Source organism: Segetibacter aerophilus (assembly GCF_007991655.1).
GTDB lineage: Bacteria > Bacteroidota > Bacteroidia > Chitinophagales > Chitinophagaceae > Segetibacter > Segetibacter aerophilus.
The window spans coordinates 326,026-353,016 of the sequence record NZ_BJYT01000005.1; the positions used below are offsets into that span (position 1 = coordinate 326,026).

Consider the following 26,991-nt stretch of genomic DNA (forward strand, 5'->3'; position numbering starts at 1 on the left):
TTTTGGTTTAACGAAATCTAAATGCAAGTATATCGAGCGGATGAACTTGAAATTCTACTTCTTTCTGCACCTTTATCTCATAATCGGCAGAAACGTATGTCTTACTGATGTTGGGAACTTTTACCAGCCCAATGCAAGTTGCAGGAGTGGCGGAACTAAAGCCGTATAATAACACAGCAAGTAGCAGATTTGTAAACAGCTTTTTCATAATCTCATGTTGGTATTGTGCCCATTAAAGGGTTAAAGTCTTTTAGTTTTGGTGTTTTTTCCGGTTGCGTTATTGTGAGTTGCCTGCCTTTAAAACCAACTCCTGCATATTTCCATAATTTTCATAGCTCGACGTTACTACTTTGTCTCCCGGTTTTAAACCCTGTAGAACTTCATAGTAGTCAGGGTTTTGTCTACCCAGTTGTACGTCAACTTTATAGGCCACATTCCCGTTCTCTGATACTTTAAAAATCCAGTTGCCGCCCGTCTGTTGAAAGAACCCTCCTTTGGCAAGTAGTATCGCCTGTGTTTCATCTCCCAATGCAAGCCTGATCTGCAGCGTTTGTCCGCGGCGTATGCCTTGCGGAACTGCTTCTGTAAATTCCATATCTACCTGGAAGCGCCCGTTGGTTACCTGCGTATAAACCTTCTTGATTTTCAGTTTATACGTTTTGTCCGACAGCGTAAAGTCGCCCATCAGACCAGGAAATATTCTGGAGATATAATGCTCATCGATATCAGCTCTTACTTTAAAACCGCTGGTAACATCGAGTTGACCAAGGCGTTCGCCCTTGTTTTTATTTTGGCCAATTTCTGCATCCAGTGAAGTTAATTGCCCGTCTACCGGCGCACGAACAATCAGGTCACCAACCTTTTTACGCATGACGTTCAAGGCGTTTTGTGAGCCTTCGTACGATTGCCTTGCCTGGGTTAACTGTTGCAGGTTCGATGATGAGTCTTGCTTAAGAATAGTCTTGGTCAGGCTTTTCTTCTGCATGTAGTAATTATAATTATTTTCTGCTTGCTTAAATTCCTGCAGGCCGATAGCCTTTTGTTCGTACAGGTGTTTATTCAGTTTGTACACGCGCTCTGCCTCCTTTAGTTGGCTTTCAACATCGGTCATCTGGTTCAACTTGTTGACCGTATTTTGTTGAGCAGCATTTCTTGAGATCTGCATTTGAGTGAGCAGGTTGTATACATTCGTCTGCTGTGTCACCAAACCGAGTTGCAGGTCAGTATTTGACAGGCGCAAAATCGGCTGGCCTTTCTTCATTTCTGTACCATCGTCAACATACTTTTCTTCCACCCGTCCGCCTTCCATCGCATCGAGGTAGATGGTTGTTACTGGTAAAACAATTCCGTTTACAGGTATAAACTCCTGGAAGGAACCCTTCTTAATTTCAGAAATGGTAATTCTTTCTGTATCTACGTTCAGCCTGCTTTTGCCAGATGTGAAATATAAACTTGCTGCTATCAAACCGCACACCGCCACGATACCTGCAATTGTCAGAATTCTTTTAGTACTCCACTTTTTTTTCTGAATAACTCTATCCACTGTCTCAATTATTTTTTTAGTTAACTACTATCTTTTTTGTGTCAAACATCGGTTCTTTACCAGGCGGTTGTTGTGTCACTCACTTGTACCGGATTTCTTTATGCGTCTTTTGCTTCATCCGCCTTTATACTTTACCTGTACAATAACCCCTGCTTCTAACACCTCTGCAATAGCGTGCCGATTCCATAACTTACTGATATTCACCCTGCTTTAAATCTTTTATCTGGCTGGTTATGTTCGCTTGTGTTACAATAAGTGTTCGCTTTTGATACAACCGTTCAGACTTTATTTTAGGTAGTTATTTAGTTATCACTGTTTTAGGTATGTGGTATGCTAGTAGTAACCCTAACGCAATTGCAGGAGAAAGCACTGAATGTTACAACCAAAGAAGAAAGGGGTTATTAAGTAGCAGTTCAAGCTCGATTACTAATGGATGGAGATGCCCCAAGCTTTCAATGTTTTAACTACTGTAATTTGCTAATAATGAAAAGGTTATTATATAAAATTTAAGAAAAATCCTCTCGAATTTATGGTAAACTTGCAGTCAATAAACCAAGGCAACTTTAAAGACATGCTGCTCAAAAACGCTTCGATATTAATCATTGATGATGACCCGGATGTGCTCACTGCAGTAAGGCTGATGTTAAAGACGCAGGTAAAGGAAGTACTTACCGAAAAGAACCCTGAAAACCTGCGGGCCATACTTGCCAAACAAACTTTCGATCTTATCCTGCTCGATATGAATTTTACCAGTTCTATCAATACCGGTAATGAGGGTTTGTTTTGGCTAAAGAAGGTGAAAGAACTCAAGTCAGATGCTGAAGTCATTATGATCACAGCTTATGGGGACATTGACCTTGCAATTCGCTGTTTAAAAGAAGGTGCTGCAGATTTTGTAGTAAAACCGTGGCACAATGAAAAGCTGCTGTCAACCATAAAAGAAGCACTGAATAAAAAGGCAACAGGCAAGTCAACTACGACTCCTGCTGAAGATGGTATCGTCAACAAAGAGTTGTTGGGCCAGTCTTCCATCATGCAGGATATCTTTTACAAGATTCAAAAAATAGCTCCTACCGACGCCAATATCTTAATATTAGGTGAAAACGGTACGGGAAAAGATTTAATCGCCAAGGCCATTCACCAGCAATCATTAAGGGCTAATAAACCTTATGTAAAAGTGGATGTCGGCGCACTAACGGACTCATTATTTGAGAGTGAATTGTTTGGACACAAGAAAGGTGCATTTACAGATGCAAGAGAGGACCGGGCCGGCAGGTTTGAAGCCGCGAACGGTGGCACTCTTTTTCTCGACGAGATAGCCAATATTTCTTTGCACCAGCAGGCTAAGCTTTTAAGCGTTTTACAAAACAGGCAGGTCATGAGGTTGGGCGACAACCGCGTTATACCAATAGACATCAGATTGGTTTGTGCTACCAACGTCCCTCTGCAGGAGCTGGCTAACGAAAGCCGGTTTAGAAAAGACTTGATCTATAGAATTAATACAGTTGAAATAATGGTACCTCCTCTAAGAAAGAGAGGAAATGACATTGTTCTTTTAGCCAATTATTTCAGCAAATTCTATTGTACCAAATATTTAAAACCTTGTGTAGAGCTTGATCAAAGTGCGATAGACAAAATGCTTCATTATAACTATCCGGGCAACGTAAGAGAGTTGCAATACACCATCGAGCGTGCTGTGATAATGGCAGAGGATGATGTGCTATCAGGAAATGATATTATTTTTTCGCCTATCGAATCAAGTCGTCCATCAGAAGATGAGCCTGATGAATTGAATTTAAGCTTGGTTGAAAAGAACACTATTTTACGGGTGATCGAAAAACACAACGGAAATATTTCAAAGGCAGCAAAAGAACTAGGTCTTACACGGACTGCCCTTTACAGGAGATTGAGTAAATATGATATATAGGATTTTATGTTTACCGGTTTTGAGTTTTATGTTGCAAAAAGCTTAAAAGCTCTTGGTAAATATTTAGCCACTTTCACTCCATCAATTCCCTGCTACTTTAAACCTTTAATCATCACTTTTAAAAATATCAATGTTTTTTAAAACTACTGAATGGCGCATAGTAATAAGGGTTGTACTGCTATTGGTAACCCTTTGCGCCGAGTCATTTTGCCTTGTAAAAAGTTGGTACCTGGCCGCCGCATTGCTTGCGCCGGTGATTATTTACCTCGTCGTAGATTTCTTCAATTTTCATCGTGAAGCCCAGGAGGAATTAAGTCAATTTGTTGAAGCTATTCACTACCGGGACTTTTCGCGCAACTTCGATGTGAAGCACGCACCGGTGGATATTCAACCGCTAAGAAAAGGGTTTAATGAAATCAATTCAACATTTAAGGTAATCAGTAAAGAAAAAGAAACGCAGTATCAATATCTGCAGAAAATACTCGAACTGGTTGACACCGGTATTCTTTCTTACAAGCACAACGACGGCGAAGTTGTGTGGATGAACGAGACTTTGAAACGCATGCTTTACCTGCCTTATTTAAAGACGATTCATTCTTTGAGCAAAAGGGATGAAGATTTGTATAACCAGGTAATTTCTCTGAAGCCGGGGGAGAGCAAAATTGCCACTGCACACACTGAAAAGAAATCTTTCAAAGTGCTGCTGTCAGCGACGGGTTTTCAAACTGATGGAGTAAAGTTTACCCTCATTGCTTTTCAAAATGTGGATGAGGCTTTAGACGAGACAGAGTCAAAGGCATGGCAAAAATTATTGAGTGTAATGACGCATGAAATCATGAATTCAATTGCACCCATTTCGTCTCTTGCCGATACACTCAAAAACCGGTTGGACGACTCAGTCTCAGATTTAAATAATAGTGAGGGGAGTGTTGATGATTTGAAACTTGGTATTGATACCATCAAAAGAAGAAGTGAGGGTTTGTTGAAATTTGCGGAGACTTATCGGAATCTTAATAAGATCACAACCCTTAACCTAAAGAAGGTTTATGTGCGGGATTTGTTTGAGAACCTAAACACCTTGATGGAACCGACGCTTGACAAAAAGAACATCGACATGGAGATTGTTCTTAAAGATCCGAGCCTGGCGGTAGAGGCTGACGTGACGCTGGTTGAGCAGGTTTTAATCAACCTTGTAGTGAATAGCATTGATGCTGTAAAAGACCGCGAAGACGCCCGGATTGTTCTTACAGCAGAGGTGAGCAACAATAAAAAGATAATTATAAAAGTGGGAGATAACGGGCCGGGAATGAGTGAGGAAGTGCTTGATAAAATTTTCATTCCTTTTTTCAGTACAAAGAAAAGCGGCAGTGGAATTGGACTTAGCCTTTGTAAGCAAATTATGATGCTTCATCATGGAAACATACACGCACAGTCTATAGAAGGGCAGGGGACAACATTTTTACTTCAATTTTAAAGGCTTAAATTATAGTATTGCTTAACGCGTTCTTCGAAATCGGCCTAGACCTCTCGCAGTTACCTTACACTCTCAGCGATCCCCTAAACCCCCTTGCAGCGTAGTAAGACTCGGCGCCATTGTGATATAAGAAAACATGGTTGTAGCGGCGATCGCAAAAGACCGCACCGCCTAGTTCCCTAATTGCGGTCGGTGTCTTCACCCAGCTCGATGTTTTCGTGTCAAAATTTCCCAGCTGCTGCAAATTCCTGTATTGCTCTTCGCTTAAAAGCTCAATGCCCATGGACGCTGCCATGTCGATAGCACTGTTTTTCGGTTTAAACTCCTTTCTTGACTCAAGTGCTTCGCCATCATAGCAAACACTTCTGCGACCCTTGGGACTTTCGGCGGCACAATCGTAAAAAACGTATTCACCAGTTTTTATATCATGGCCGGCCACATCTGGTTCTCCGCCGGTTTCTTCCATTGCCTGCAACGACCATACTTTTTCAATATTCGCTTCCAGCCTTGCTTGTATTGCAGACCATTCAAGATCCTCGTGTCGCTTCATGTTTTTTTCAAACCGAGCTTTCAATATGTTGAGTAGTTGTTTAAGTTGTTCTGGTGACAACTGCTTTTTATTCTCATTCATACTTTCAAGTTATTTCTTATAAAAAGTCCTTAGCAGTATAATGTGCAACGATCTTTTTCGGGTCTTTCAATGTTTTGATCAATCATCTAATCCCTTTCCATTCAGAATTTGCTGTATACATTTTTCAATCCGGGCCTCACGCGTTTTTGCCTGCTTGGGTGCAGAAAAATAAAGTTTATAAGCTCTTTGACGTCCCGGCGTTAAAGCTTCAAACGCCGTTTTCAAAGCAGGCATTTCATTCAATTTACTTTCGAATTCTGCAGGCATTGCAAACTCTTCTGTCTTTTTCAGGGGTACTTTCAGACCTGCTTTTTCCACCTCAATTGCTTCATAGATATACGCTTTTATCGCAGCCTCTTTCTCAACTATCTCTCTAAGGTTTGTGAAGCGAATTTGACGGGCGGCCTGCACGTTTTCAGTTTGTTGAATGAGAATGCCATCGGTATCGTTTAGTAAGGCGCCTTTCATAAACAGAAGTGCGCAGTACTCTTTAAAGCCATGTATCAAAACAATGTTATTTTCATTGAAAGTGTAGCAAGGACAACCCCACTTTAATTCCTCGGTAAGCCCGCAGCTAAGAACAATTACTCTTAGTCTTTCAAATTCTTTTTGCCACTTGTCTGCTTTCGTGAAATAAAAATCAACTTTTGGATTCATGGTAATTTATTGTTGTATACTAAAGTATAGTAAGCTTATGTTCCTTGCAATTTCTGTTTAGTTTAATTGTGCGGTGTCGGTCTTAGTGTTACTTACTCTTCATCGAAAGAATATACGTAACCATCGTTTTAGCGTCTTTAAGTGAAAGTTTAGGATGGGGATCCATGACGGCATAACCCCAACTTCCACTTCCTCCCCTAATTACTTTTTGGGCAAGCATTTCAATATACAATTTGTTTGCAGGGTACCTTTCTGCTATATCTTTAAAAGCCGGTCCAACCGATTTTTGATCTTCCTTGTGACAAATGTAGCAGTCTGAATAGGCAATCAGCACTTCACCCTTTTGGACTACCCTGGCAGGTATGCTATCATCCGTACCGGGTATTCGTCTGATATAATCGACCGCTTTCCTGGTATTCTTTTGTTCAGGCTTATTATCACAGGCAGGTAGATAGAATGCGGCCAATAACAGGCAACTAATTAAGAGGATTTTTATCTTCAACATACAGGCTCTCGTCCTTTCAAATGTATGATAAAGAATAGAAAGGCTGATAGGGTCGAATAGCTAATGCCTCGTCACTTTTACGTTTAGAGATTCTTCTTCGGGAGTGTCGCAACCGCATTCTTAAACTCCCAAAGTGCCTGTTGTGACTTTGCCGGCTCGCTTGTAATTAGCAATGATAACGCCGGTGGATGTAACGATACTATCCGTTAATGTAAATGCTGCCGGTATTGCGCCAGTGTCGAAAAGTTTTTTTCCCTTGCCCAAAGTTAACGGGTGAATTTTGAGTTTGAGTTCATCCACCAGGTCATTCTTAAGCAGTAGCTGAACTAGTTTACTACTACCCCAAACATGAATGTCGGAGCCTTCTGAATTTTTGATCTTTTTAATATCTGCGGGGCTTTTAATCACTACGGAATTTTTCCAACCTGTAACGAGAGGGTCATACTTTTTGAGGTTTTTTGAAAACACGTATTTAGTGCCTTCATTAATGCCGGGCCAGAAATCTCCGTGGTGGGGCCAATAGGCAGCCCAAATTTCATACGTTTTCCTGCCTAACAGATAATCTGCAGGCTGCAGTTCTTTATGCACCACCTCATCATAAACCTTGTCTCCGTACGGTGCCGTCCAACCCCCAAATTTAAATCCGTCCGATGTATCTTCTTTAGGTCCTCCCGGCGCTTGCATAACGCCATCCAAGGTGATCATTGATAAAACTATTATTTTTCTCATGACATTTCGGTTTTGTTATAATACAAATTTCGTCAACAAGCATGAAGACATTGCAGTGCGAATGCGACAATTATGGTGGGTAAATGTGACAACTATTTTAAGCGATTTTGCAAAAGCTGTTTACTAAGGTGGTTATTAGTTAGCGTCTCATTTTCTTACATAGCTTAATGTTGGTCCTACAATTCAGATAGTTTAATTCCTTAACTGTTGAACAAAATCTAATCCTGCTTCTGTAACACCGCCGATTTCAGTTGCCAAAAGAGGTTTTCACTGAGAGTGGTTCCATAAATTTTTTTTTGAGTTTAGGGAAATTTTTTAAAATGACGTAAAACGAAAAAAGTATTTCTAATGCGCGAGAGCATTAAAAAAAGTCTGCATTGCGATGAGCTATCTAATCAAAGATTAAAAATTTATTTTATTGTTCAAAGCGAGTTGCTTCTTCAACGATCAACGGCAATAACGATGTTGAGCTAATTCTCTCTTTTAGACCACTAGTAGCAATATTCTTATCATTTGCGGGTTTGCTCCCAAAGTGTTATTTCTAGATAGTGAAGACTCTTAAAACTTGTGTTACGCCATTTTTAGGCATTGTGTTCCCAGGTAGGAGCGTATTTTTTACAGCCATCATTAACTGCTTTTACAAAAGTATGCAGTGCATTGAAGCCGATGCAAAAGTATTCGTAGTCGTTTAGTTCATAAGCGTACCGCCACTTTTCAAACGAGTTTGCGTGAGTTGTAAGTAAATGTTCCACTGTACTAGTTTCTATCTGTTTATTAACGCACGAGTTATCTGTATCAGAAGCCATTATTTTGTAATTTCCTAATTCAGCTGTTTGAGTTAATTTGTAACTTAGATAACTCTCCCTTATTAATTCCTGAATACCAGATGGGATTTGATTAAATAATTTAGAAAGGTCATGCCCGTAAGCATTCTTTCCTGTTGATTTAAAAACTACACCTTTTAAAAGAAGTTCAATAGCAAAGCTAATATTGACAGTTGCAGGTGCTAAATAATAAATTAGTTGAAGCCCTTTGTGTTGTTTAGCTAATCGAGCAAGATTAATTGCATTATCCAAAAATCCTTGTGCACTTGTAAACAGAAATTCTGTGACTATTGCTGGCGGTTTTGCTTTTTTCATTTTGAGATTTTAATTCATAAAATGCTAGATTATTTTGCTTCCACCATGCCTTCTGGTAGTTTTTTACTTCGCTGCTTCAATCCATTTGTTAACTATGTCTATTAAGTTAGATTGATGCTTTACAATGTCATCCATACAATTGAATGTTGCAACTGCCCGATCATTTTCTTTCCAAATAAGCAACTGCGAGTTGTCGTCTATAAGCTTACCCGTAGGTTGAGCAAGTTTTTTTGCACCTCGATGGAAGATTAATTGAATTTGCTTTGGTGGTTGAATTCTCATTGTAATTCTGTCAGCATTTTCATAGCAATAATTTGGTCCGTTCCATTTTATGTTTTCCGTTAACCCGCTAACGGCACTTAAAATTGTCGATCTTAATTGTTCAATTTCGCTTATTAACGGGTGATTTAATGCGTCAAGAAATTTTGTAACTGCGGCACTTTTAGTAACAACAATTTCTTTCATCTTCGATATTTGTTTGGCCTTGTAATAATCGTTACGATTTCATGAATTTGCGGTGGCAAAGCTGTATTCTTTAATAAAGTATAAAGCAAGCTTAGCGACATTCAAACCCATCATTATTGTTTCAGGCTGCGAATGACTTTGCAAGGATTTCCAGCTGCAAAAACATCGGGAGGGATGTCTTTCGTAACTACACTGCCAGCTCCAATTACGCTTCGATCTCCTATTGTTACTCCCGGACAAATAACAGCACTTCCCCCGATCCATACATCTTCCCCAATAACAATAGGCTTGGCATATTCAAGCCCCGAACTTCTTTCTATATGATTTAGAGGATGCGTGGCAGTATACACCTGCGCATTAGGACCAAACATAGTTCGGCTACCGATTGTTACCGGAGCAACATCTAAGACAATACAATTAAAGTTGAAAAAGACACGTTCACCTATTTTCATATTGTATCCATAGTCACAATAAAAAGGTGGTTGCAGCCATAAGTCAGGTGCTGCATTCGGTACAAGATCTTTGAGTATGCGACTCCTTTCTGTTATGTTGTCTTCACTTGTTTCGTTCAGCGCTTTTATAAGCAATCGTGTTTGTAATCGGTCTTCAACAAGTTGCTTATCGAGCGGATCATACATGTCACCCGCCACCATCTTTTCTTTCTCTGTCTTCATAGTAAAGAGTTATTGAACAACGTTTAAAGATTTTAAAATAGAAGACTTAATAAAGGCACGAGCTTATTTCTTTAAGGGCTCGTAATAAAGTATCATCGAGCCAGAGCTATTCAGGACTTTTGTTTTTATCAGTTTAAACTCGTTTCTATCATGTATGTTTTCGAATAATGCCAAACCTTTTCCTGCTATAATTGGTTGTATACACAGCTGGAGTTCATCGATTAGATGAAGATTTAACAAGCTTACAATTATACTTCGGCTGCCGACTAAAATGTCTTTACCTGCTTGTTGTTTAAGTTCGGAAACTTCGTCTTTGATGTCTTTCGTAGCCAACGTTGCTGTTTCCCATTCCACTTTTTTTAGCGTGCGGGAAAAGACGATTTTGGGAACCTTGTCAATTATTACCGCAAAATCATCAAACGATTTCTCGCCACTAGGATTTTTTACGAAAGGCTGCCAATATTCCATAAGTTGATAAGTTATCCTTCCATACAGAAGGGTACCGGCGTTGCTTAACAGTTTGGTGTAGTGATCATGTATTTCTTCGTCAGCAATCAATGTAGTGTGATCGCAAAAGCCGTCAAGGGACATATTGATCGCTGCAATTACTTTTCTCATCTTATATCGTTCTGGAGTGTGAAAGCTACAAGAAGCAAGGCTATTATAATCTTACCCATCATCTACTTTCAATGTTTATTGAAGATAATCTGGTTTAAGGTATAATCTTCTATTGATGGTACACTTAAAGTCGTACTGAACTGATACTAAAGCAGGTAATTAGTGGCAGCTGTGTAATTTTTAAATCACCCAAGCCATTAATCCTAATTACAATTTGTTGCTTAAATTTATCGATTCTGTCGCTATTACTGGGGGAGTGTCAGCGACATTTTGTTCGGCCGATCTAAGCACTATGAAAAAAGAAAATTTGAAACAGGACGTTTTACAAACGAGACAGCATTTTGAGATCCTTGATGGGTTGCGTGGTGTTGCGGCACTGGCCGTTGTCATTTTTCACTTTATGGAATGGGTTTTTACTGACCCCAATAAAAACTTTATTGGTCATGGATTTTTAGCCGTGGATTTCTTCTTTTGTTTATCGGGATTTGTAATGGGATATGCTTACGATAGCCGTATCACCGAAATGGGAGTCGGGAAATTTTTCAGGTTGAGATTGATAAGACTTCACCCCTTGGTAGTGTTGGGTTCTGTATTGGGATTGGTTGGCTTTTTTTTAGATCCTTTTGCTTCGCCCGTAGCTTACAACGCGAGCAGAATTGCTTTGCTGTTTGTTTGCTCCGTTTTCCTTATTCCGTTTCCGGTAATGCAAGACCGGGCTTTTAATCTTTTTGGACTCAATGCTCCTTCCTGGTCACTTTTTTGGGAATATGTCGCTAATATCTTTTATGCTTTCGTTCTTTACAAGGTTGGTCGTCGCATGCTCGCAGTATTAACTATGATCGCTGCCGCCGGCATTTTTATGGTTACCAACAGGGCTGGCAATCTCCTGGGCGGATGGTCTAAAGATAATTTTTTAGATGGTGGTGCACGTGTAGCTTACTCCTTTTTAGCGGGCTTATTAATTTATCGATCAAACTGGATTATTAAAAACAGCCTTGGGTTTATGGCTTTGGGCATCTTGCTGTTTTTAGCTTTTCTCATGCCCGGATCTAAATGGAACTGGCTAACCGAGCCAATGATTGTACTGCTTTATTTTCCACTGCTTGTTTCCCTGGGAGCTGGTTCAAGCCTGTCAACCGGATGGAAAAAGGTTTGTACGTTTTCGGGCAACATTTCCTATCCTCTCTACATGTCCCATTATGCAGTCATCTGGGTCTTTGGAAATTATTTTACCAATAAAAAACCACCGGCAGCACAGCTACCCTATATCATCATACCCGGCATCATTCTCCTGGTGTTTATTGCTTACCTGGTAATGGTTTTCTATGATATACCCCTCCGAAGATACCTGTCTCAAAAGTGGCAGCAAGAACGAAAGCATCAAACTAATGACCGTCGAGTAGCAAACAAAAACGGCTTTAAGCACTGACAGAAGTAGCAGACCTTACTTAGCGCTTTCAATAAAATTGAATGATTATTTTACTTCGTGGTAAGAATATCCTGTTGTCATTGCCTAAAGCCGACGTTACTTGAATTACCTAAGAAAGGTCCTAACACCAGAAAAGATTATTCCTTCGGCATGTAATTAACTGGATTACTCTTTTCAGCATCTTCATTAATAACAATATTTTGTCCTGCTGTAATAAGCCACTTACCGTTTTGCTTAACCGTAACAAGAGTAGCCAACTCTTTGTCGTCTCCCATTTTATTGGTACCACGATTAACTCCATCAGGGGGATAAAAAGCGCCTACACTCCAGAAAAGATGAACGATGGCTACATCATTGGTCACGAATCGAACGTGCGTTTGAGACTTTTTCTGCGGCGTGTTTTTGAAGAAGGAATTGTGGAAGGCTTCTAGGCCGAACTTATTTTGCTTTTGCCCCTTCCACCAATGGCCCACTATGTTTACCCAATCGAAATCAGCAGTGGTATACCTGGAGAGGTTGTCAAAATTGTGTCGGTTCCAATCTGCGATCATCGAATCAATCTGGTCATTGATTTGTTTTTCATCTTTAGCTCTGTCCTGGGCACTCGCCACAAAACTGCTTGCAATTAAGAGGCAACATAAAATCGTTTGTTTCATTTCTTTCATTTTTTATCAACCAAAATTATTATTGGCTGATACCAAGAAATAGTACAAAACAGACATCTTAGAGTTGAATGTTTGATTGCAGACGGTAGGGCGTTTTTTTAAGATCGTTGGCTATAATTTTAGGTGTCACGTTAGCAAACTCTTTAAAATCCTTTATCAGGTGCATCTGGTCAAAATAGCCGCATTCATAACAGATAGATGTCCAACTTATCTGGGGGTTCGTTTCCCTAAGGCGGTATGCACTTGAAAAGCGGATGAGCCTGGCAAATAGTTTAGGTGGTATTCCAACTCGTTCTTTACATTTTCGCTCAAATTGTTTCAAGCTAAGACAAGCCGTTGCGGCTACTTTTTCAATAGGGATGTTTCCATTTTTAGCGAGCAGAGCAGAAATAGCGCTGTCAAACGGTTCAGCTTGTCTGCTTCTGTTCAGCTTTTCTAATAGAAACTTTTCTAAGATGATGACCATTTGTTGCCATCCCGTCGTATTTCTTAATTGCTCCAAAACCGCGTCAGCTTCCGGGCCGATAATATCTGAAGCAGAACAACTGGAGTCGACCAATTCATTCATCGGCACCTTAATGAGTTGATGGAGACCGCCGGGTTTAAAGCCAACATGTACCATTAAGTGACAATGCCCCATTTTAATATCGACCCTTGATAGCTGTGGCCCTACAATTAAAGTAGGTGGTCCTGTAATAAATTCATCTGTGTCTGAAAGTGTTTGTATTGGATCATGTAGGTAAAAAAACAAGCTATGTTGAGGGACAGGAGGAAATGGGTTTACCGGCATCGGACTGGTTTTCTCAGTCTCTAAGCTGAAAACCATAATTGATTGTACATAGTCCCGAAGTGCATTCTGCGGTATGTATACATTTATCTTCAAAATGAACTGCTGATCTTATTGCTTGTAAATAACAGTTGCTTGCCGACGTTAAGATATTTTAAAAAAATAAAGTCGACAACTTGAGCTGACAAACACACCACGTGCGATCGTTATTTTGTGCCTATACTTTTCCCTTGTGTTTTGGGTCGAAATCTATCATCCATTCGATACCGAATTTATCTCTGAACATACCAAAATATGAACCCCACGGACTGTCGTCCATTGGCATTTCAATATTTCCGCCTGCTGAAAGTCCATCAAACAACTTGTCGGCTTCTTCGCGACTTTCTGCACTAACAGATATCTTAGACCTGTTTTCATTTTCATTGACTGGTCCCAAACTTTCCGGAACGTCGTTGCCCATTAAAACGTTGTTGCCAATTGGCAAAGCAATGTGCAGGATTTTATTTGCATCATTTTCTGCTACTGGAAATTCAGGGCTTGATAAATCTTTGAGGCGCATAACCATTGCGAACTCTCCGCCAAATACCGATTTGTAAAAATTGAATGCCTCTTCGGCATTTCCATTGAAGTTGATGTGAGGATTGATAAGTGCCATAGTTTTTACTTTTTTAAGTTGTTTTCTTCGTATTCTAAAAGTGTTTATCAGGAGAGTGTGCAATGAAACAAAGCCTCTCGTTTAAGTGTATTAAAGTCATAGTTCAATTAACAGTTTAAGCAAAATGCAGGTTTATTGTTTGAAACTAAGGGCTGGTTAACAATTTTATTAAGGCGTGCTTATGCGTTGGTCCTGCATTTTTTTGATGCTTACACAAGTTCTATATCCATTCTTTTTAACAAGCTGTCTTCTAAAGTATACAGATGCCTTACTGTTCCATCGAACATCAAATTATCTTGTAAGTCTTTTACTATTTGGTGAACAGTAATTTCTAAAGTTCCATCTTGCCTTTCATTAAGTTCAACTGGCTCAACCGTAGGATTAATTTCTTTCCATTGTCTTGTCCAATATTCTCTTATTCCATTGTGCCCGGTCACATAACCACCTTCAAATGCTTTTGGCCATTGAATGTTTGAATGCATTGTTGAAAGTGCGGTATCAATGTCTCTCGAATTAAAGGCGGAATAGGCTTTATAAATTAAGTCCTGAATTTGCTTTTCCATGATGATCTTTTTGTGTTCATACAGAGCTTTCTATTTCCTTTTTATGTTGAAAAGGTATACAGCCGAAAAACCTAAAACTCTGTTGGTATACTTTTCCTGAAATATAAGAGATTTAGGAAAAACCCGTTGAAAACCTTGAAAGTAGCTAACCAGCAATTGTATTCTTTGCCACTCTAACCCTGCTATAGCCGTAGCCCCATAATCAATAGGAATTATACGAGTTGGAACACTCCCATTCTCTTCGTTTCTCGAAGTAAACTTTACCCGATTATACAGATAGTATGATATGCCGGGTGTATTGCCTTCGCCTTTTTCTACACCCCTGAAAGCTCTTGCAGCATATAATCCAACGCCTCCGAAAGCGTCCAATCTTTCACCTATTTTCCAGTTATGAACCAGGGATACAGGAACCTCGATGTAGAGAAGCTCTATAAACCTTGTACTCGTATCACTAAAACCAATCTTTTTTAATCTTGTCCCCTTTCCGTCTACTAACAAGCCCGAACGAAGAAACCAATCATGCGCAAGAGTTAACTCGGCAACAGCTCCGGCCTGGAAGCCTCTAAAGCTGGAGGTAGTATAATCATAGCTTATCGAAGAAGATTCGTTTCTAAAAATAACAGAAGACGAATGCCGTGGAGAAATGTGAGCGGAGTTGTAGCCACCTTGTAATCCAATTCGCACCTGTGCATTTGTAAAGGCATACAATAAAGTAAAAAAGATTAGTAAGCCTTTTCTCATCAGCGTTCATTTTTAGTTAACTCGTGTAGACATCAAACCTGGGGAAGTTAGCGTTAAGAAACACTTAATGATTCTGTAGCTGTTGCTGCTACCGAATTTCGATATGTTAGACAAGATCAACAAAACCTCTTTAGTCAGCTATCCGCCAAAATCTAACATCATCCCACATTCTTACATCCAATCCACATTTTCTCGACTCGTCAAAAAAGTTCTGGACTCTCAATACTTTTTTTAGCCCTTCGTTACTATGGTCTCTCCACTATGTAGTTTAATTCAGTTACCCCGCTAGTAAATTGTCGCGTACTTACTAGTTTTAGTTTTGTTTTGTCTTTGATGTTTGCAAACAAAGGAATGCCTTGGCCAAGAATAATTGGGTTAACAAATAGCCAGTAGCCGTCAATTAGGTTCTCCTGGATAAGTGCATGTGTTGCCGTTGGGCTACCGAAAAGCAAGATCTCGCTGCCCGCCTGTTGCTTTATTTCATTTAATGTATCCGAAAGGTTGTTACTAATAATTGTTGTGTTGCTTAAGTCAGCTTCTTTCAGTGTTTTTGATAAGACAATTTTGTGAGCTTCATTATACCACTTTGAATGTTCAATATCGTGCTTGCTGGCGTTTGGCTTTTTGCCAGCTTCTGGCCAGTAATTCTCCATCATGTCATAGGTTGCCCGTCCGTATAACGCCGCGTCAGTCCCACTTATTCGCTTACCCACATGATCAAAAATTTCTTCATCAACTTTTATCCAGTTCATTTCTCTGTTCAGTCCTGCAACAAAACCGTCCAGCGATATGTGCATAAAAGAAATTATCTTTCTCATTTTTCTAGAATTAGTTTAGTTCACAAAATTGCTTCTTTTAGTGATTCAACGAGGGCTTAAGTGCGACGTTTTGCAGGGTCTTTTGCGGCAAAAAGCAAAACATTGCAAGTGAATAGCTTCTTCTCTTTTTGCTACTTCAGCTTTTTTCGCAGCCAAGCCCTTACCGGTTCATTGTACAACTTTAAACTTGCATAAGCCAATATGATAACTCCTGAAAATGTTAACAGGGCAGTTGGCCACGCTTCTGATAATGTAATACCCTTATGGTTGCTTACCCAGGCAACGTAAAAATAGACAAGCACATAATGCGTCATGTATAAGGGATAGGAAATATTGCCAAGGAACTTACAAATTTTCTCTTCCGTCTGACTACGTACTACACCGCCCGCACCTATATACACAATTAATGGAAAAACAAAGATGATGCAAAAAGCTTCGAACAAACCATTCATCCACAGATGTTCTGCACCGCCTATTCTTGGCATAAACAAAACAACCGCAACCAGCAGGCTACACCATAAGAAAGCATTTTTAATATAGACCGGCCGTGCTACCCTAGATAAAAGCAAACCGGCAAAAAACGGAAATATCGTACGCGTAATGCCAACACGCATATGATGGGCATTAAGGGTCCACCCTCCTGTGACGTCTCCGTTAGGGTTGGTAACAGCAAAATGCAAAAGCACTGCACCTGCCAGTACAACAAAACAAGCCAATGCTTTATTAGATAATTTTCTTAGCACGAGGGCGTACAGAATGTTGGCTATGTACTCGAAAAAAAGAGACCAGGCAACATCATCAAGAGGATGCATTTCTTCCCAGCCGCGTATATCCATAGAAAGGGGTATAGGTATAAGCGTATACCCTATTAGCATAACGACTATCAGCTTCCATACAGGAACTGTATGAATGAGCGGCCATATAGTTGAGTCGGTAAAGTAAAAGCCAATGGCGCCAAGTGTCATGCCCAATACGATGAGTGGTTGCAGCCGCTCAATGCGGCGACGAAGAAAACTGCCAATGGTCATTTTGTCCCATCTGTCGTCGTACGCATAACCAATTACAAAGCCCGAAAGGAGAAAGAAAAAATCGACAGCGAGGTAACCGTGGTTTACAACATTGTCGAGACGGCTGGCGGCAAGTGGTTCGGCAAGGTGAAAGAATACCACGATAACGGCTGCTATACCCCGAAGTCCATCTAATATTTGATAATGCGGCTTTGTGCCAAGTTTGTTATTGTCCATTCTTCTGGTTCATCTTAAGCTCTTACTAATTTTTTTCTCTTTGTAATTCTGACTAACGTTAAGTATTGATGAAGTAGTGGCATTTGGAGAATTTCAGGTTCAAATAGCCACACAAGCAAAATAGCAATTCACGGCTGGATTGTTATAACGCTTCGTACCCTTCAATCAAATTTCTAATTATGTCTTTTGATTGCGTCAGTGTTGTCCGTACGGCGGATTGCCCTGCCCACAAGGTAGTATATTCAATATCGTTGTTCTGCTGGGCTAACTTTCGAAATTGGGCGGTTAAACTATTTTGTAAAGGATAGGGTGGAATGGGAATACCAGCTTGTTCAATTTCATTCATCATTTCATTTCTAATGCCTCTTGCCCATCTTCCTGAGAAAGCTTTTGTGAGAGCTGTGTCTGTATCTTTTGCGTTGTTAAGCCGGGTTTTATAAGAAGGTATTGCCTGGCTTTCTTCTGTTCCGATAAAGGCTGTTCCAATCTGAACGCCATCAGCGCCCAACTCAACAGCTGCTTTCATGGTCCTGGCACTATTTATTCCTCCGGCTGCGACGCACGGTATGCGTACAGCCTTTTTGATCTGAGGCAGTAGGGAGAAAAGACCTATCTGAGGTAGTGGCATGTCCTCTATGAACGTTCCTCTGTGTCCACCCGCTTCAATGCCTTGAACAGCTATTATGTCAATATCCTGCTGCTGCAAATACAATGCTTCCTCTACACAGGTTGCGGTTCCTATCAACGTGCAGGCATTTCGTTTTAAAGCCTCGATGCTATCGGGGTCTAAACAGCCAAATGTGAAGCTGACGACGGGAATTTTTTCTTCAATTAAAATGTCAATCTGGTCAAGATAATTGTAGAGTTTAAAGTTGGATAAGTCCGCTGCATTGAGGTCATAACCTCTTTTTGCTGCCAATTGCAAAAGTAGCTTTCGCATCGGCTCAAGGTCATCCTCGGAATATGATGGAATGTTATGAGCAAACAAGTTAACGGCAAAAGGCTTGTTGGTAAGGCTTTTGGTTGTACGAATAAGTTGTTTTGTTGCATCCGGCGACAACCCGCCAACAGGCAAGGAGCCAAGCCCACCTTCATTAGAAACGGCAGCCGCCATTTCTGGTGTAGATACCCCAAGCATTGGTGCTTGTATTATTGGGTAATTTACTTTCAAAAGGTCTGTTAGAATATTTGTCCAAGCCATAGAACAGTTTTGCTATCAACGTTAGAATGTTTGAAGTTGTGGTAATTGAAAACCCGAGCTTCAATTAACCGAAAAAGCAAAATAGTGATTTAAAGGTTGAAAGCTTAGCACGACGCTGTAATTCTATAAACATTGTTTTTTCGATAGCCTTGTCGTTATAATAGGCATTTTGACTATTTGACTTATGTCTTCTTTAAACGTTCAAACCTTGCGCATGAAAACCTCACAACTGATCTGATAGTATCATTTTTCTTATTAAAGAAATCTGTCCCAAATGGTAATAGCTGTGCTCGATAACACCTTCAACATTTCGCAAATAACTTCCATATTTCTCGTCTACAAAGGGCATATCAAAGACGCTGTCTTCCATTTGTTCAACCTTGCTTGCAAACTTTTCAGCATTGTTGAGGAAGTCTATTACTAATTTATTCCAATCTGCTTCTGATTGTATCTGGGGAAGGTCGAAGCTGTATTTATCGCTTATTTCAAGTTTTCGATTTTCAAAAGCTTTCAATAGTCCTGCTAAGTAATAGTTTATATGATAAGTCAAAGCCGCAATGGTATTTAAGTTGTCAACTTTTCGAATTGCCTGCTGCCAACTTACGCTTAGTATTTGCTCCTTATAATTCGTGTTAGCAATCCAATACCCATCGAGGAACACTTCCCGAAGCCGGCTTGCTATAGTTACATTCCTTGTCATTGTGTATACTTAGCATTTTCAAACAGTTGATCGATGGTCTTAGTCATCATCAATGCATCATCAAACGTTTTGATTAATTCCTTTTTTCCGTTGAATAAATATGCTTTTGGAATCGCTTTGATGTTGTAATGCAAGTCTATGTATGCCTTCGAGGAATCAATTGCTATCAACTGCTGCCAAGGCATTTTCTCTTGCTGTAAAGCTGTGTTCCAATTATGTTTGTCTCCATCAATTGAAATGCTTGTTATGGCTAAGCCTCTTTTATTAAACTTGGTATAGAGATCAACAATATCTGGTATTTCTTTCCTACAAGGTCCGCACCAACTGGCCCAGTAAACAATCAGATAATAGGCCGCACCATCCCTATGTATTTTTTGATAACTGCCATTCTGATTTTCGAATTCAATTAAGGGAAAGGCTTTATCATACATTGATGATGTAGTGAAATATTCAGAAAAGCTTTCGAAAAGAGGTGTCTTCTTAATATCGTCGTCGAAAAAAGAAAGCTGATTTTTTAAATCATCGTTTAAAAACTTGTCCTTGTAATAAAACAATTGCTTTAGTAAATGAATAGAATACCGGTAAGCTTTAATTTTTGAAACGTTCTTCGCAATAATTGCGCTTCTATCAACACCGTTATCTTTTGTGAATTGCAATTCTACATTTTTAAAAAAGGGTTCATTTTGCTTGCTTCCAATAAAAGCAGTGTGTTCATTATTGTAGCCGGTAAAATATGGTTTTAGAATAGTTACTCCTTTGTCTAGATAAAATGAAGAATAAATGGTTTTAGCAATATAAGGATTTTGAATGCCTATTGGTCGCAAGTAGGGGCGACCCTGAAAAGTATCTATGCGTTGCACTGATACCAAATGAGGAACAAAACCGGGACTGTAAGGTTCCGTAAAAGTTATAGTATCCCCTTTTACTAATGCTGAATCAACCACACCTTTCTGTGAGTCATCTACCAGATAAACATATTTGTTAATCAAATGCCCCGTCTTTTCCTTCGTCAGTATTATTTTTAAAACAACAGTATCTAAACTGCGATCTGATTGACATGAGAACAAGAACACTAAGAGAATTTTAGTAGCATTTACTTTAAAAGTCATGATAGCAATGTTGATGGTTATTCTCGCCGCTAATGCAGAGATATAAGCTGCCGCAATTGGAACACATCTGTGCCAATTAATCGCAGAGGTAAAATACGATTTTAAGTTAGAAGCTTGATGTTGAGCCACAACTTTTTAGATATGCTCTGTGTGGCAATCGAGCAGCAAATTTTTAATGCTTGAAATATAACTCAGTAGCGCCGATAACAGGAATATAGGGAATTAAAGGCAGGAATTATTCCCTACTAATTATGGTGGAATTTGAGCCAATCAAACTGCAGTTGTTGTTTAGAAAGCTGCTCCTTAAACTTACTTCTTATTGTTGATTAAATAAGGCTGGCAGAACATTTTGAAAAGCTTCGTTTGGATAAACGGGTGTTGTGCGGATGCAGCAGTTATCGGTGAGAGACTTTTTTAAACTTTTGAATGGTATTTCCTAAAATGTCACCAATGAAAATGTTTTCTTCGTTGTCAGTCGTCAAATCGTGATACCAGGACGTATTCCCTTCATACGATCCACTTCTACCAAACCTTGTTTGCACCGTGCCCTTTGCATCAAAGATAAAAACGTCTGAACCACGGTGTTTTACTTTCAAAAATGTAACATCGTCTGCAGCAAATAATTTTGATCCGTTTTTATCAAACGCGATTGCACAAATTGCCCCAAAACTGCCAGCTGAAAATTGTTTTATAAACTTCCCATTTGGGTCAAACGCTTGAACGCGCTTGTTTTCCCGATCAGCAACATAAACATTTTCATTGCTATCCAGCGAAATGCCATGTGGCAGATTGAACTCACCCGGTTCGCCTCCTTTTCTGCCCCATTGGAATAAAAATTTCCCTGTTGCTGAAAATTTTATAACTCTACTATTTCCATAACCGTCACTGACATAAAACGAACCATCTTTTGCAACGGCTATGTCTGTCGGTTTATTAAAATGAGATGAGTCGTTGCCTGCTACAGTTGCTTCACCAAGCTTCAACAAAAGTCTTCCGTCGTAGCTGAATTTAAAAATTTGATGAAGCCCGACATCCGTTACCCAAATATTATTTTCGGTATCAACGGTTAAGCCATGCGGCATAATAAACAGGTTGTCCCCCCAACTGTTAAGGAGCGTGCCTGTGCTTTTACTAATAATTAAGATGGTTTTACTTTGGATTGGAGTGGCGGGCATTTCACCAATTAAAGGCCATTTTCTGTCAGCTCTATGAAAAACAACAATGTTCTGATTTGTGTCAATGCCAATGCCGGTTGGGTTACCGAGCTTTATGTCTTCTGGTAAGTGAAGCCAATTTTTTATAAGCTCGTACTTTACTGAAGTGTCATTCCCTTGGCCTATTTTAATCGGTTGCAGGATGTATGATATCAGTAAAAGACCGAGTAAACACAGTAAGAAGAACAGGGATTTTTTAAGCATTTTTCGAAGCTACAGGTAATTTTAGGATGACGCAACCAATGAGCGGCAGACTGCATGGATAGTGACAATGCAATATTATGGCAGGCTTTTGTTGGCGTTAACCTTCATACTTATGAAACTCGGTTATCGTCAGATCCTATCCATCTGAATCTCTAAGCTTAAGTGACCCACAAAATAACCGTCCTCAGTAAGTTGTGGCATTTAAGGCTTAAGTCTCCAAAAAATCATAAAAACAAAATAGCATTTATAATTGAATGCTCCACGTTCTGGAACAACTACAAACGCTCTTTTTAGCATCCGTACTATCATTTTGCCTTATAGCAATAAATGCACGTTTTTGCTTGAAAGTGGGGCAAGAAAGTTAATAGTCTTCAGCCAATCAAGCATGACCAACATGCAATGAAAAAGCTCTTTCTAAAGTGCTCGTATATTTTACAAGCTCAGCCTGCTCATGTCTAGCGCTGCGGCAGCGGGCGTGTAGCCCCTTACTCTAAAGACCTGCCTATTAGGAGGAAGGTAATCAGCCTCGCCTCCACGCCGGGTATAAATCGCGATTGCGCCACCGCCTCCGGGAGCGCCAAAGAAGGGTGGGGGATAGGCTTTTACAATTGCAATGTCTGTCATGGGTATGTTAGCAATCTGTTGAGCGGATACCCTTACTTCATCAAGGAAAAAAGTTACCCGGCTGCCTCGCCACCTTGCCACACCTCCGTTAAAGCCTGCCTGTGTTATTTGCAAGCCGGCGACTCTGCCCTGCAGGTAGGTGAAAATATTGGGGGCACTAAGCGCACTGGGGTCAGTCATAATGCTAAGCATCCGCTCATCGCCAGACCGGAACATGCCGCTAACATATTTTTCGTTAAACTGCTGCGCCGCACTTTTAGTGGTGGTCCTTACAAGCACAGCCGGCAGTACACTACCCCGGTCTGCAAAAGCTTGTTGCGAGGTTTCAATCGGCTGGTTGAGGGTCTGTCGCACGGCTGAGGGCGGGTTCCCTATGTAGAACGATCGTCCTGCTACGGCTAACGGTGCATAGCTGGAATCGAGTTGAGTACTGATGCGGATATTTAGGGGCTCGCTATTGTTTTTTGTTCTGGAAAAAGCCATTATTGCATTGTCCTCAAAAAGCCAATTACGGATGGCAAAGGTGCCGTCGGGTGCCACCGACACTTCCTGTTCGTTCCATTCGCCGGTCTTCGTGAGGATCATCGCTTGTACGCTACCGATGTTCTTGGCGTCCTTTATTTCGCCTCGCACCTCGAAAAAGCGTTGCTGCAAGCCCGCAAAAAGTGTGTATTTGCCCCGCGGCAAAGAATCGGGTAAGAACAACGTACCGGAAGCTTGCCCGTTAATTACCGGCCAGCGCAGACGGGTCCGCATCCCTTCTTCGTTTTCAACAATCAGTTCTAGCGTAGCCAGTGATTGGTTCAGTATTTGACCACCCGCGTCTTTGTAATCCACCTTTACCATCAAGGAATCGCCGGGCGGTAAAATGTTTTTGTTGAGTTGAATATCCAACTGGCCTTTCGCCTGTTGTGCCTGGAGACCATACGCCATCAGCAAACAGGTAAAAAGTGATAAAAGCATCTTTTTCATGTAAACGTCTAAATCAAGATTGAAGCCAGAGGCGATCGGGAAAATGGAAAAGAAACATAAAATTGAAGGGGTTGGCCAGTCTTAACAATGTAGTGCAGACACCTGCAAAGGTTCAATCAACTACAAAGCAAAGGGGCTATAATTCATTAACCGTCATCGTTGTTTTTAATTCGTTCTCCGAAGGTTTTTCAATTGAATAATAGATGTCAAACCGGTGCCAACCATTAACCAGTTCACCTGACCCACCTGCTACCCAATTACAGGAGGATTTTTTAATAACCCGGGTTACTTCATCAGCAAACCTTTTCTTTTTTGTCGTTTCAATTGAAAGGGCGCTAATGCCGCCTTGTTTGTTAACAATGAATTTTATTCTTGCTGTATCACTGTATGTTTTCTCGTCCCAAAAAAAGCCACCCGTAAACTTTTCAAAATTAATATTAGCAGACAAAAAACTAACCAACGAGTCGTGGCCGCCAGCAAAATGAGGCTTATCGAGCATTTTTGTAAACACCTTTTCCTTGCCAGAAAGGTTGTCTGAATAACAACTCTTTGTCTCGTTCGAATTCTGTAAACACCCAGTTTGAATGATGAGTCCGCAAGCAAGAATGATAGAGAACAAATATTTTGTCATTGATCATGTTTTTTGTGCAGGAAAAAGAGTCGCGGTAAGTATTTCTACGACAAGGTTACTTTCCGAACATTTGATAACTTATTCGATAACCAGAGAAGTAATATAGCATCGAAAATTAGGGTGAAAGGTATAACTGTAAGATTTTTAAAAAACAATAAAATTGTCCACTCTGATGAAGACTCTGTTAATACTCCGTCCTTTTTTAAAGTAAGGAAAAGGCAGGTTTCATAAGCTAATAAGTCAATTAAATAATTTATACACCATGCAATTATTAAGAACCCAACTGCGTTGAAAAAAAATGACAACCATTGCTTCTTCATTTGCTGCATGGCAGCAATGAAATAGTTTCTTCTTTTGTCTTTATTGCTGAATAATTGCCTTATACGCAGAACTCCGACTTTAATATCTGCTAATCCCAACACAAACAAGAATAATAGTATTCGGGAAGTTTCGATAACTACTTCCAACATAATGTTTGTTGAAGCGGCTATTTGTCCGAACCCTCCAAGTTGAATCACTCTTCCGAAAGCTGCAATAAGCCCAAGTCCTGTTATTACTACAAAATGCTTTTTGAAGAAGTAAAGCGCATTTTTCAACAAGCTCAATTTGTCGGAAAAATTAAAAGATAAGCTCATAGTGCAAGATTTTGAAACCAGGTTTTAAAATTTCAGTAAGGGAAAACGGCTTTGCGAAGGCAAGGAATTAGTGTTCTGTCGCTTCATTCACTTACTGTTATCTAATATAGAGAATTTCCTGAAACGACGTTCGTTAACGCTGCTTTCACAACGCTACTGTTGAGCGCTTTATTTCTTCATTGGATGATGAATTCCCCACTTGGTTAATCCGAAATTATTTGCACCCATTTTTCCAAGACCAATGGAAATCATATAATTTCTCCACATCAAGTTTAAAAAAGGAGGCTTGCCAGAATTTCATTTTTCATATCATCTGCTTTTTGCGCCAGGTTGCCGCCAAACAATGTTCCTACATTCGTAGCCATAAAAATGTATATTTTCTTTTCAGGAACATATAGCAGGATGCAGCCTCCACCAATACCTCCGCCGCTATGACCATAGCCCATTAAGCCGCCTGCCTCGTAACGAACTAAACCTAACCCGTAGATTGGCTTGCCTGCATCATCATTCACCCATTCCTTCATTGGCGCAAGTGAAGAGTCTTTCAACAGTTTCCCTTCCACAAGTCCCTTCAAAAACTTAACTGCATCTTTTGTTGTGCAAACAATACCGTCGTCGCCTTTTAGTGTAGCCACGTTTGCACGCTGTAAAGGAGTTATGTTCGCTGGCTTACCTGTGTTTAGTACATCCCAATACGAGTCCACCAGGTTTGGATAATTTAGGTACCCGGCGCTACTGCGATAGTATGTTTTTGTAAGTCCGATTTTCTGAAAAATTACCTTGCTAATATAAGCGGCATGATCGCCAGTAATAGCATCGGCAATCATTGACAGCACCAAATAATTTGTGTTGCAATACTTGTGCTTGCTGCCGGGGGTAAACTGTAGTTTTTCAGTTTGAACAAATTTCAATGCCTTTTCCATATCGAAGACTATTGTGGGATGAAGCAGCACATAAGAAACAAAGGCGGGATTATCAGAATATTCCGGCATACCAGAAGTGTGATTTAAGAGCATCCTGATAGTAATAGTATCTAAACGTTTTAGGTAGCGTGAATACTTTGAAGGCAGATAAGTAGAAACAGGGGCGTCAAGGTTAATGCGTCCTTCCTCATGCAATTTAAGAATAGCAACAGCCATGTATGTTTTAGAAATACTTTGAAGGTATTGGAGATGCATATTGTTCATAGGCATTTTAGTTTCAACTTTTGAATAACCTGCTGCTCCGGCCCACCAACCTTCTTGTTCCGAGTAGATAGCCACAGAAACACCAGGCAAGCCCGCTGTTGTATAACGTTTCATAATGTCCTGAAGCGCTGAAGCTTTTGAATAACCCTTATTGATCTTAGCCGACCAACTATTTAATGCGTCGTTTTTTGCCTGGGCAACTGCTAGCAGGACTGATAAAACCGCATACACGCTGATAAAAACCTTTTTCATATTTATTTATTTTCCTACAAAGAAACTTTGTGCTATCAGCCATAAAGAACTTTAGCAAAGGCAGAAAGGCGAATCGACACAAATTTCCAGGTGAACTGTAGTACTACATCTATTCGTAAAGAGAGATTTCCGGTGAACTGTACCAAAATAGGGGTTGAACCGCAGTTAGTTTTGTGCGTTAAACCAGGCTTTGAAGGCGGAGGCCTTCGTGCGGCTCACCTGGAGGGGGACAGAAGGATGATGCGTATTAACTACCAAAATGTTGAGCTTACCATTTTCTGCCCGTTCAAAACCTGTTATCATTTTCCTGTGAAGAATATGTTGCCTGTTGAGACGAAAGAAATGTTCGACCGGCAATTGCTTTTCTACGTTATCTAAAGATTGGTCCAGTAGATGTTTTTTCGAACCAACGGTTAGCAACATGGCATACTCCCCTGCTAAATAAACCGAAGCAATTTCAGAAAATGGAATATTCAGGTGCTGTTTGCCTTGTTTAATTATGAAACCTTCTTTTCGCAATCTCTTTTCGTGGTTCCGCTGCGTTTCAGATTCATGCCACAGCTTGTAATAATGTAATCCTATATAAATTCCATTAATGACAAAAAACCAGATGAGGAAAATGAAAATGTCATACTTATAAAAGTCGGAGGGCACAGGTGTATCCTTTGCAATGGCGTTAATGATTTCAGTTGTAATAATAATTACAGCAAGTCCTGCCATCGAGGTCACCAGCAGCTGTATCAGAATTCGTTTTACAGGTTTCGGTTGATGCGGCAATTTTCTATCCAAATGGATGATTATTGAACGTATTGTCCACCATGCAGCATAGCCCTGCAAAGTATCAATGGTAAAAGTTAGTGCAGTATGCCAGTTGAACGATATGTTGGTATAGGTGAGGTAGTAGTTTAAAGCATTGATAAAAGGAAGTAAAAGCAGAAAAAGAGGGACGTCATTATAAACGATACGTATATCGGTGCCCTCTTTTTTCATGGACTAAA

Annotated in this window: 29 protein-coding genes; 3 read left to right on the plus strand and 26 right to left on the minus strand. The window is 40.1% G+C overall.

Annotated features, from left to right (window positions below; translation table 11 throughout):
* Positions 1 to 7: 7 nt before the first annotated feature.
* Positions 8 to 208: a hypothetical protein gene (locus SAE01_RS08655; protein ID WP_147203351.1), complete on the minus strand. Its 201-nt coding sequence runs from the start codon at positions 206 to 208 to the stop codon at positions 8 to 10.
* Positions 209 to 277: 69 nt separating this feature from the next.
* On the minus strand, positions 278 to 1,543 hold the full coding sequence (locus SAE01_RS08660; RefSeq protein WP_147203352.1) for an efflux RND transporter periplasmic adaptor subunit: 1,266 nt from the start codon (positions 1,541 to 1,543) through the stop codon (positions 278 to 280).
* Positions 1,544 to 2,072: 529 nt separating this feature from the next.
* Between SAE01_RS08660 and SAE01_RS08665 the strand changes: the two genes are divergently transcribed.
* The gene (locus SAE01_RS08665) at positions 2,073 to 3,470 is read left to right on the plus strand and encodes a sigma-54-dependent transcriptional regulator (RefSeq protein WP_246113189.1); all 1,398 of its coding nucleotides are present in this window, start codon (positions 2,073 to 2,075) and stop codon (positions 3,468 to 3,470) included.
* A gap of 130 nt (positions 3,471 to 3,600) precedes the next feature.
* On the plus strand, positions 3,601 to 4,944 hold the full coding sequence (locus SAE01_RS08670) for a sensor histidine kinase (RefSeq protein ID WP_147203353.1): 1,344 nt from the start codon (positions 3,601 to 3,603) through the stop codon (positions 4,942 to 4,944).
* A gap of 64 nt (positions 4,945 to 5,008) precedes the next feature.
* Here the strand turns inward: SAE01_RS08670 and SAE01_RS08675 are convergent, their stop codons facing one another.
* From SAE01_RS08675 to SAE01_RS08710, 8 genes are all read right to left on the minus strand, one after another.
* On the minus strand, positions 5,009 to 5,575 hold the full coding sequence (locus SAE01_RS08675; protein ID WP_147203354.1) for a DUF4256 domain-containing protein: 567 nt from the start codon (positions 5,573 to 5,575) through the stop codon (positions 5,009 to 5,011).
* 78 nt (positions 5,576 to 5,653) lie between these two features.
* Entirely contained in the window at positions 5,654 to 6,232 is a 579-nt protein-coding gene (locus tag SAE01_RS08680; protein ID WP_147203355.1) for a YdeI/OmpD-associated family protein, read from the minus strand.
* Positions 6,233 to 6,320: 88 nt separating this feature from the next.
* Positions 6,321 to 6,737: a c-type cytochrome gene (locus SAE01_RS08685; protein ID WP_147203356.1), complete on the minus strand. Its 417-nt coding sequence runs from the start codon at positions 6,735 to 6,737 to the stop codon at positions 6,321 to 6,323.
* A 120-nt stretch (positions 6,738 to 6,857) separates the two neighbouring features.
* A complete protein-coding gene (locus SAE01_RS08690; RefSeq protein ID WP_147203357.1) occupies positions 6,858 to 7,466 on the minus strand; it encodes a dihydrofolate reductase family protein in 609 nt (202 codons plus the stop codon).
* A gap of 581 nt (positions 7,467 to 8,047) precedes the next feature.
* Complete coding sequence (locus SAE01_RS08695; RefSeq protein ID WP_147203358.1) at positions 8,048 to 8,605, minus strand: HEPN domain-containing protein; 558 nt, start codon at positions 8,603 to 8,605, stop codon at positions 8,048 to 8,050.
* 63 nt (positions 8,606 to 8,668) lie between these two features.
* Complete coding sequence (locus SAE01_RS08700) at positions 8,669 to 9,070, minus strand: DUF1801 domain-containing protein (RefSeq protein WP_147203359.1); 402 nt, start codon at positions 9,068 to 9,070, stop codon at positions 8,669 to 8,671.
* Positions 9,071 to 9,183: 113 nt separating this feature from the next.
* Complete coding sequence (locus SAE01_RS25140; protein WP_147203360.1) at positions 9,184 to 9,744, minus strand: sugar O-acetyltransferase; 561 nt, start codon at positions 9,742 to 9,744, stop codon at positions 9,184 to 9,186.
* A 63-nt stretch (positions 9,745 to 9,807) separates the two neighbouring features.
* Positions 9,808 to 10,362, minus strand: coding sequence for a dihydrofolate reductase family protein (locus SAE01_RS08710; protein ID WP_147203361.1), 555 nt, complete (start codon positions 10,360 to 10,362; stop codon positions 9,808 to 9,810).
* Between the two features lie 292 nt (positions 10,363 to 10,654).
* On the opposite strand from SAE01_RS08710, the gene SAE01_RS08715 reads away from it, so the two are divergent.
* The gene (locus tag SAE01_RS08715) at positions 10,655 to 11,791 is read left to right on the plus strand and encodes an acyltransferase family protein (RefSeq protein ID WP_147203362.1); all 1,137 of its coding nucleotides are present in this window, start codon (positions 10,655 to 10,657) and stop codon (positions 11,789 to 11,791) included.
* Between the two features lie 137 nt (positions 11,792 to 11,928).
* Here the strand turns inward: SAE01_RS08715 and SAE01_RS08720 are convergent, their stop codons facing one another.
* From SAE01_RS08720 to SAE01_RS08795, 16 genes are all read right to left on the minus strand, one after another.
* On the minus strand, positions 11,929 to 12,447 hold the full coding sequence (locus SAE01_RS08720) for an SgcJ/EcaC family oxidoreductase (RefSeq protein WP_170234118.1): 519 nt from the start codon (positions 12,445 to 12,447) through the stop codon (positions 11,929 to 11,931).
* Between the two features lie 67 nt (positions 12,448 to 12,514).
* Positions 12,515 to 13,339: a helix-turn-helix domain-containing protein gene (locus SAE01_RS08725; protein ID WP_147203364.1), complete on the minus strand. Its 825-nt coding sequence runs from the start codon at positions 13,337 to 13,339 to the stop codon at positions 12,515 to 12,517.
* Positions 13,340 to 13,460: 121 nt separating this feature from the next.
* The gene (locus tag SAE01_RS08730) at positions 13,461 to 13,898 is read right to left on the minus strand and encodes a VOC family protein (protein ID WP_147203365.1); all 438 of its coding nucleotides are present in this window, start codon (positions 13,896 to 13,898) and stop codon (positions 13,461 to 13,463) included.
* 209 nt (positions 13,899 to 14,107) lie between these two features.
* Positions 14,108 to 14,461, minus strand: a complete 354-nt coding sequence (locus tag SAE01_RS08735) for a nuclear transport factor 2 family protein (RefSeq protein WP_147203366.1) — start codon at positions 14,459 to 14,461, stop codon at positions 14,108 to 14,110.
* Positions 14,462 to 14,491: 30 nt separating this feature from the next.
* Positions 14,492 to 15,202: an outer membrane beta-barrel protein gene (locus tag SAE01_RS08740; RefSeq protein WP_147203367.1), complete on the minus strand. Its 711-nt coding sequence runs from the start codon at positions 15,200 to 15,202 to the stop codon at positions 14,492 to 14,494.
* A gap of 245 nt (positions 15,203 to 15,447) precedes the next feature.
* Positions 15,448 to 16,020: a dihydrofolate reductase family protein gene (locus SAE01_RS08745; RefSeq protein WP_147203368.1), complete on the minus strand. Its 573-nt coding sequence runs from the start codon at positions 16,018 to 16,020 to the stop codon at positions 15,448 to 15,450.
* Between the two features lie 131 nt (positions 16,021 to 16,151).
* Positions 16,152 to 17,264, minus strand: a complete 1,113-nt coding sequence (locus SAE01_RS08750; protein WP_147203369.1) for an acyltransferase family protein — start codon at positions 17,262 to 17,264, stop codon at positions 16,152 to 16,154.
* A 142-nt stretch (positions 17,265 to 17,406) separates the two neighbouring features.
* Positions 17,407 to 18,465, minus strand: coding sequence for an NAD(P)H-dependent flavin oxidoreductase (locus SAE01_RS08755; protein ID WP_147203370.1), 1,059 nt, complete (start codon positions 18,463 to 18,465; stop codon positions 17,407 to 17,409).
* Between the two features lie 223 nt (positions 18,466 to 18,688).
* Positions 18,689 to 19,165 carry a DUF1572 domain-containing protein gene (locus SAE01_RS08760; protein WP_147203371.1) on the minus strand — a complete coding sequence of 159 codons (477 nt, stop codon included), beginning with the start codon at positions 19,163 to 19,165 and terminating at the stop codon, positions 18,689 to 18,691.
* The gene (locus tag SAE01_RS08765) at positions 19,162 to 20,403 is read right to left on the minus strand and encodes a TlpA family protein disulfide reductase (protein WP_147203372.1); all 1,242 of its coding nucleotides are present in this window, start codon (positions 20,401 to 20,403) and stop codon (positions 19,162 to 19,164) included. Before SAE01_RS08765 ends, SAE01_RS08760 begins: the two co-directional genes overlap by 4 nt.
* A gap of 266 nt (positions 20,404 to 20,669) precedes the next feature.
* The gene (locus tag SAE01_RS08770; RefSeq protein WP_147203373.1) at positions 20,670 to 21,692 is read right to left on the minus strand and encodes a peptidyl-alpha-hydroxyglycine alpha-amidating lyase family protein; all 1,023 of its coding nucleotides are present in this window, start codon (positions 21,690 to 21,692) and stop codon (positions 20,670 to 20,672) included.
* A gap of 432 nt (positions 21,693 to 22,124) precedes the next feature.
* Positions 22,125 to 23,072 carry a hypothetical protein gene (locus SAE01_RS08775; RefSeq protein ID WP_147203374.1) on the minus strand — a complete coding sequence of 316 codons (948 nt, stop codon included), beginning with the start codon at positions 23,070 to 23,072 and terminating at the stop codon, positions 22,125 to 22,127.
* 352 nt (positions 23,073 to 23,424) lie between these two features.
* The gene (locus SAE01_RS08780; RefSeq protein ID WP_147203375.1) at positions 23,425 to 23,919 is read right to left on the minus strand and encodes a hypothetical protein; all 495 of its coding nucleotides are present in this window, start codon (positions 23,917 to 23,919) and stop codon (positions 23,425 to 23,427) included.
* Between the two features lie 44 nt (positions 23,920 to 23,963).
* Complete coding sequence (locus SAE01_RS08785; protein ID WP_147203376.1) at positions 23,964 to 24,554, minus strand: hypothetical protein; 591 nt, start codon at positions 24,552 to 24,554, stop codon at positions 23,964 to 23,966.
* A 272-nt stretch (positions 24,555 to 24,826) separates the two neighbouring features.
* A complete protein-coding gene (locus SAE01_RS08790; protein WP_147203377.1) occupies positions 24,827 to 25,993 on the minus strand; it encodes a serine hydrolase domain-containing protein in 1,167 nt (388 codons plus the stop codon).
* A gap of 165 nt (positions 25,994 to 26,158) precedes the next feature.
* Positions 26,159 to 26,983 carry a LytR/AlgR family response regulator transcription factor gene (locus SAE01_RS08795; RefSeq protein ID WP_147203378.1) on the minus strand — a complete coding sequence of 275 codons (825 nt, stop codon included), beginning with the start codon at positions 26,981 to 26,983 and terminating at the stop codon, positions 26,159 to 26,161.
* Positions 26,984 to 26,991 lie beyond the last annotated feature (8 nt).

Coding starts and splice junctions, on each gene's coding strand:
- SAE01_RS08680 (WP_147203355.1), bottom strand. CDS start 6,232: ATGAATCCAAAAGTTGATTTTTATTTCACGAAAGCAGACAAGTGGCAA.
- SAE01_RS08740 (WP_147203367.1), bottom strand. CDS start 15,202: ATGAGAAAAGGCTTACTAATCTTTTTTACTTTATTGTATGCCTTTACA.
- SAE01_RS25140 (WP_147203360.1), bottom strand. CDS start 9,744: ATGAAGACAGAGAAAGAAAAGATGGTGGCGGGTGACATGTATGATCCG.
- SAE01_RS08665 (WP_246113189.1), top strand. CDS start 2,073: ATGGTAAACTTGCAGTCAATAAACCAAGGCAACTTTAAAGACATGCTG.
- SAE01_RS08755 (WP_147203370.1), bottom strand. CDS start 18,465: ATGGCTTGGACAAATATTCTAACAGACCTTTTGAAAGTAAATTACCCA.
- SAE01_RS08745 (WP_147203368.1), bottom strand. CDS start 16,020: ATGAGAAAGATAATTTCTTTTATGCACATATCGCTGGACGGTTTTGTT.
- SAE01_RS08750 (WP_147203369.1), bottom strand. CDS start 17,264: ATGGACAATAACAAACTTGGCACAAAGCCGCATTATCAAATATTAGAT.
- SAE01_RS08770 (WP_147203373.1), bottom strand. CDS start 21,692: ATGCTTAAAAAATCCCTGTTCTTCTTACTGTGTTTACTCGGTCTTTTA.
- SAE01_RS08655 (WP_147203351.1), bottom strand. CDS start 208: ATGAAAAAGCTGTTTACAAATCTGCTACTTGCTGTGTTATTATACGGC.
- SAE01_RS08700 (WP_147203359.1), bottom strand. CDS start 9,070: ATGAAAGAAATTGTTGTTACTAAAAGTGCCGCAGTTACAAAATTTCTT.
- SAE01_RS08720 (WP_170234118.1), bottom strand. CDS start 12,447: ATGAAACAAACGATTTTATGTTGCCTCTTAATTGCAAGCAGTTTTGTG.
- SAE01_RS08710 (WP_147203361.1), bottom strand. CDS start 10,362: ATGAGAAAAGTAATTGCAGCGATCAATATGTCCCTTGACGGCTTTTGC.
- SAE01_RS08785 (WP_147203376.1), bottom strand. CDS start 24,554: ATGAGCTTATCTTTTAATTTTTCCGACAAATTGAGCTTGTTGAAAAAT.
- SAE01_RS08780 (WP_147203375.1), bottom strand. CDS start 23,919: ATGACAAAATATTTGTTCTCTATCATTCTTGCTTGCGGACTCATCATT.
- SAE01_RS08695 (WP_147203358.1), bottom strand. CDS start 8,605: ATGAAAAAAGCAAAACCGCCAGCAATAGTCACAGAATTTCTGTTTACA.
- SAE01_RS08730 (WP_147203365.1), bottom strand. CDS start 13,898: ATGGCACTTATCAATCCTCACATCAACTTCAATGGAAATGCCGAAGAG.
- SAE01_RS08675 (WP_147203354.1), bottom strand. CDS start 5,575: ATGAATGAGAATAAAAAGCAGTTGTCACCAGAACAACTTAAACAACTA.
- SAE01_RS08795 (WP_147203378.1), bottom strand. CDS start 26,983: ATGAAAAAAGAGGGCACCGATATACGTATCGTTTATAATGACGTCCCT.
- SAE01_RS08715 (WP_147203362.1), top strand. CDS start 10,655: ATGAAAAAAGAAAATTTGAAACAGGACGTTTTACAAACGAGACAGCAT.
- SAE01_RS08670 (WP_147203353.1), top strand. CDS start 3,601: ATGTTTTTTAAAACTACTGAATGGCGCATAGTAATAAGGGTTGTACTG.
- SAE01_RS08790 (WP_147203377.1), bottom strand. CDS start 25,993: ATGAAAAAGGTTTTTATCAGCGTGTATGCGGTTTTATCAGTCCTGCTA.
- SAE01_RS08685 (WP_147203356.1), bottom strand. CDS start 6,737: ATGTTGAAGATAAAAATCCTCTTAATTAGTTGCCTGTTATTGGCCGCA.
- SAE01_RS08690 (WP_147203357.1), bottom strand. CDS start 7,466: ATGAGAAAAATAATAGTTTTATCAATGATCACCTTGGATGGCGTTATG.
- SAE01_RS08735 (WP_147203366.1), bottom strand. CDS start 14,461: ATGGAAAAGCAAATTCAGGACTTAATTTATAAAGCCTATTCCGCCTTT.
- SAE01_RS08775 (WP_147203374.1), bottom strand. CDS start 23,072: ATGCGGACCCGTCTGCGCTGGCCGGTAATTAACGGGCAAGCTTCCGGT.
- SAE01_RS08760 (WP_147203371.1), bottom strand. CDS start 19,165: ATGACAAGGAATGTAACTATAGCAAGCCGGCTTCGGGAAGTGTTCCTC.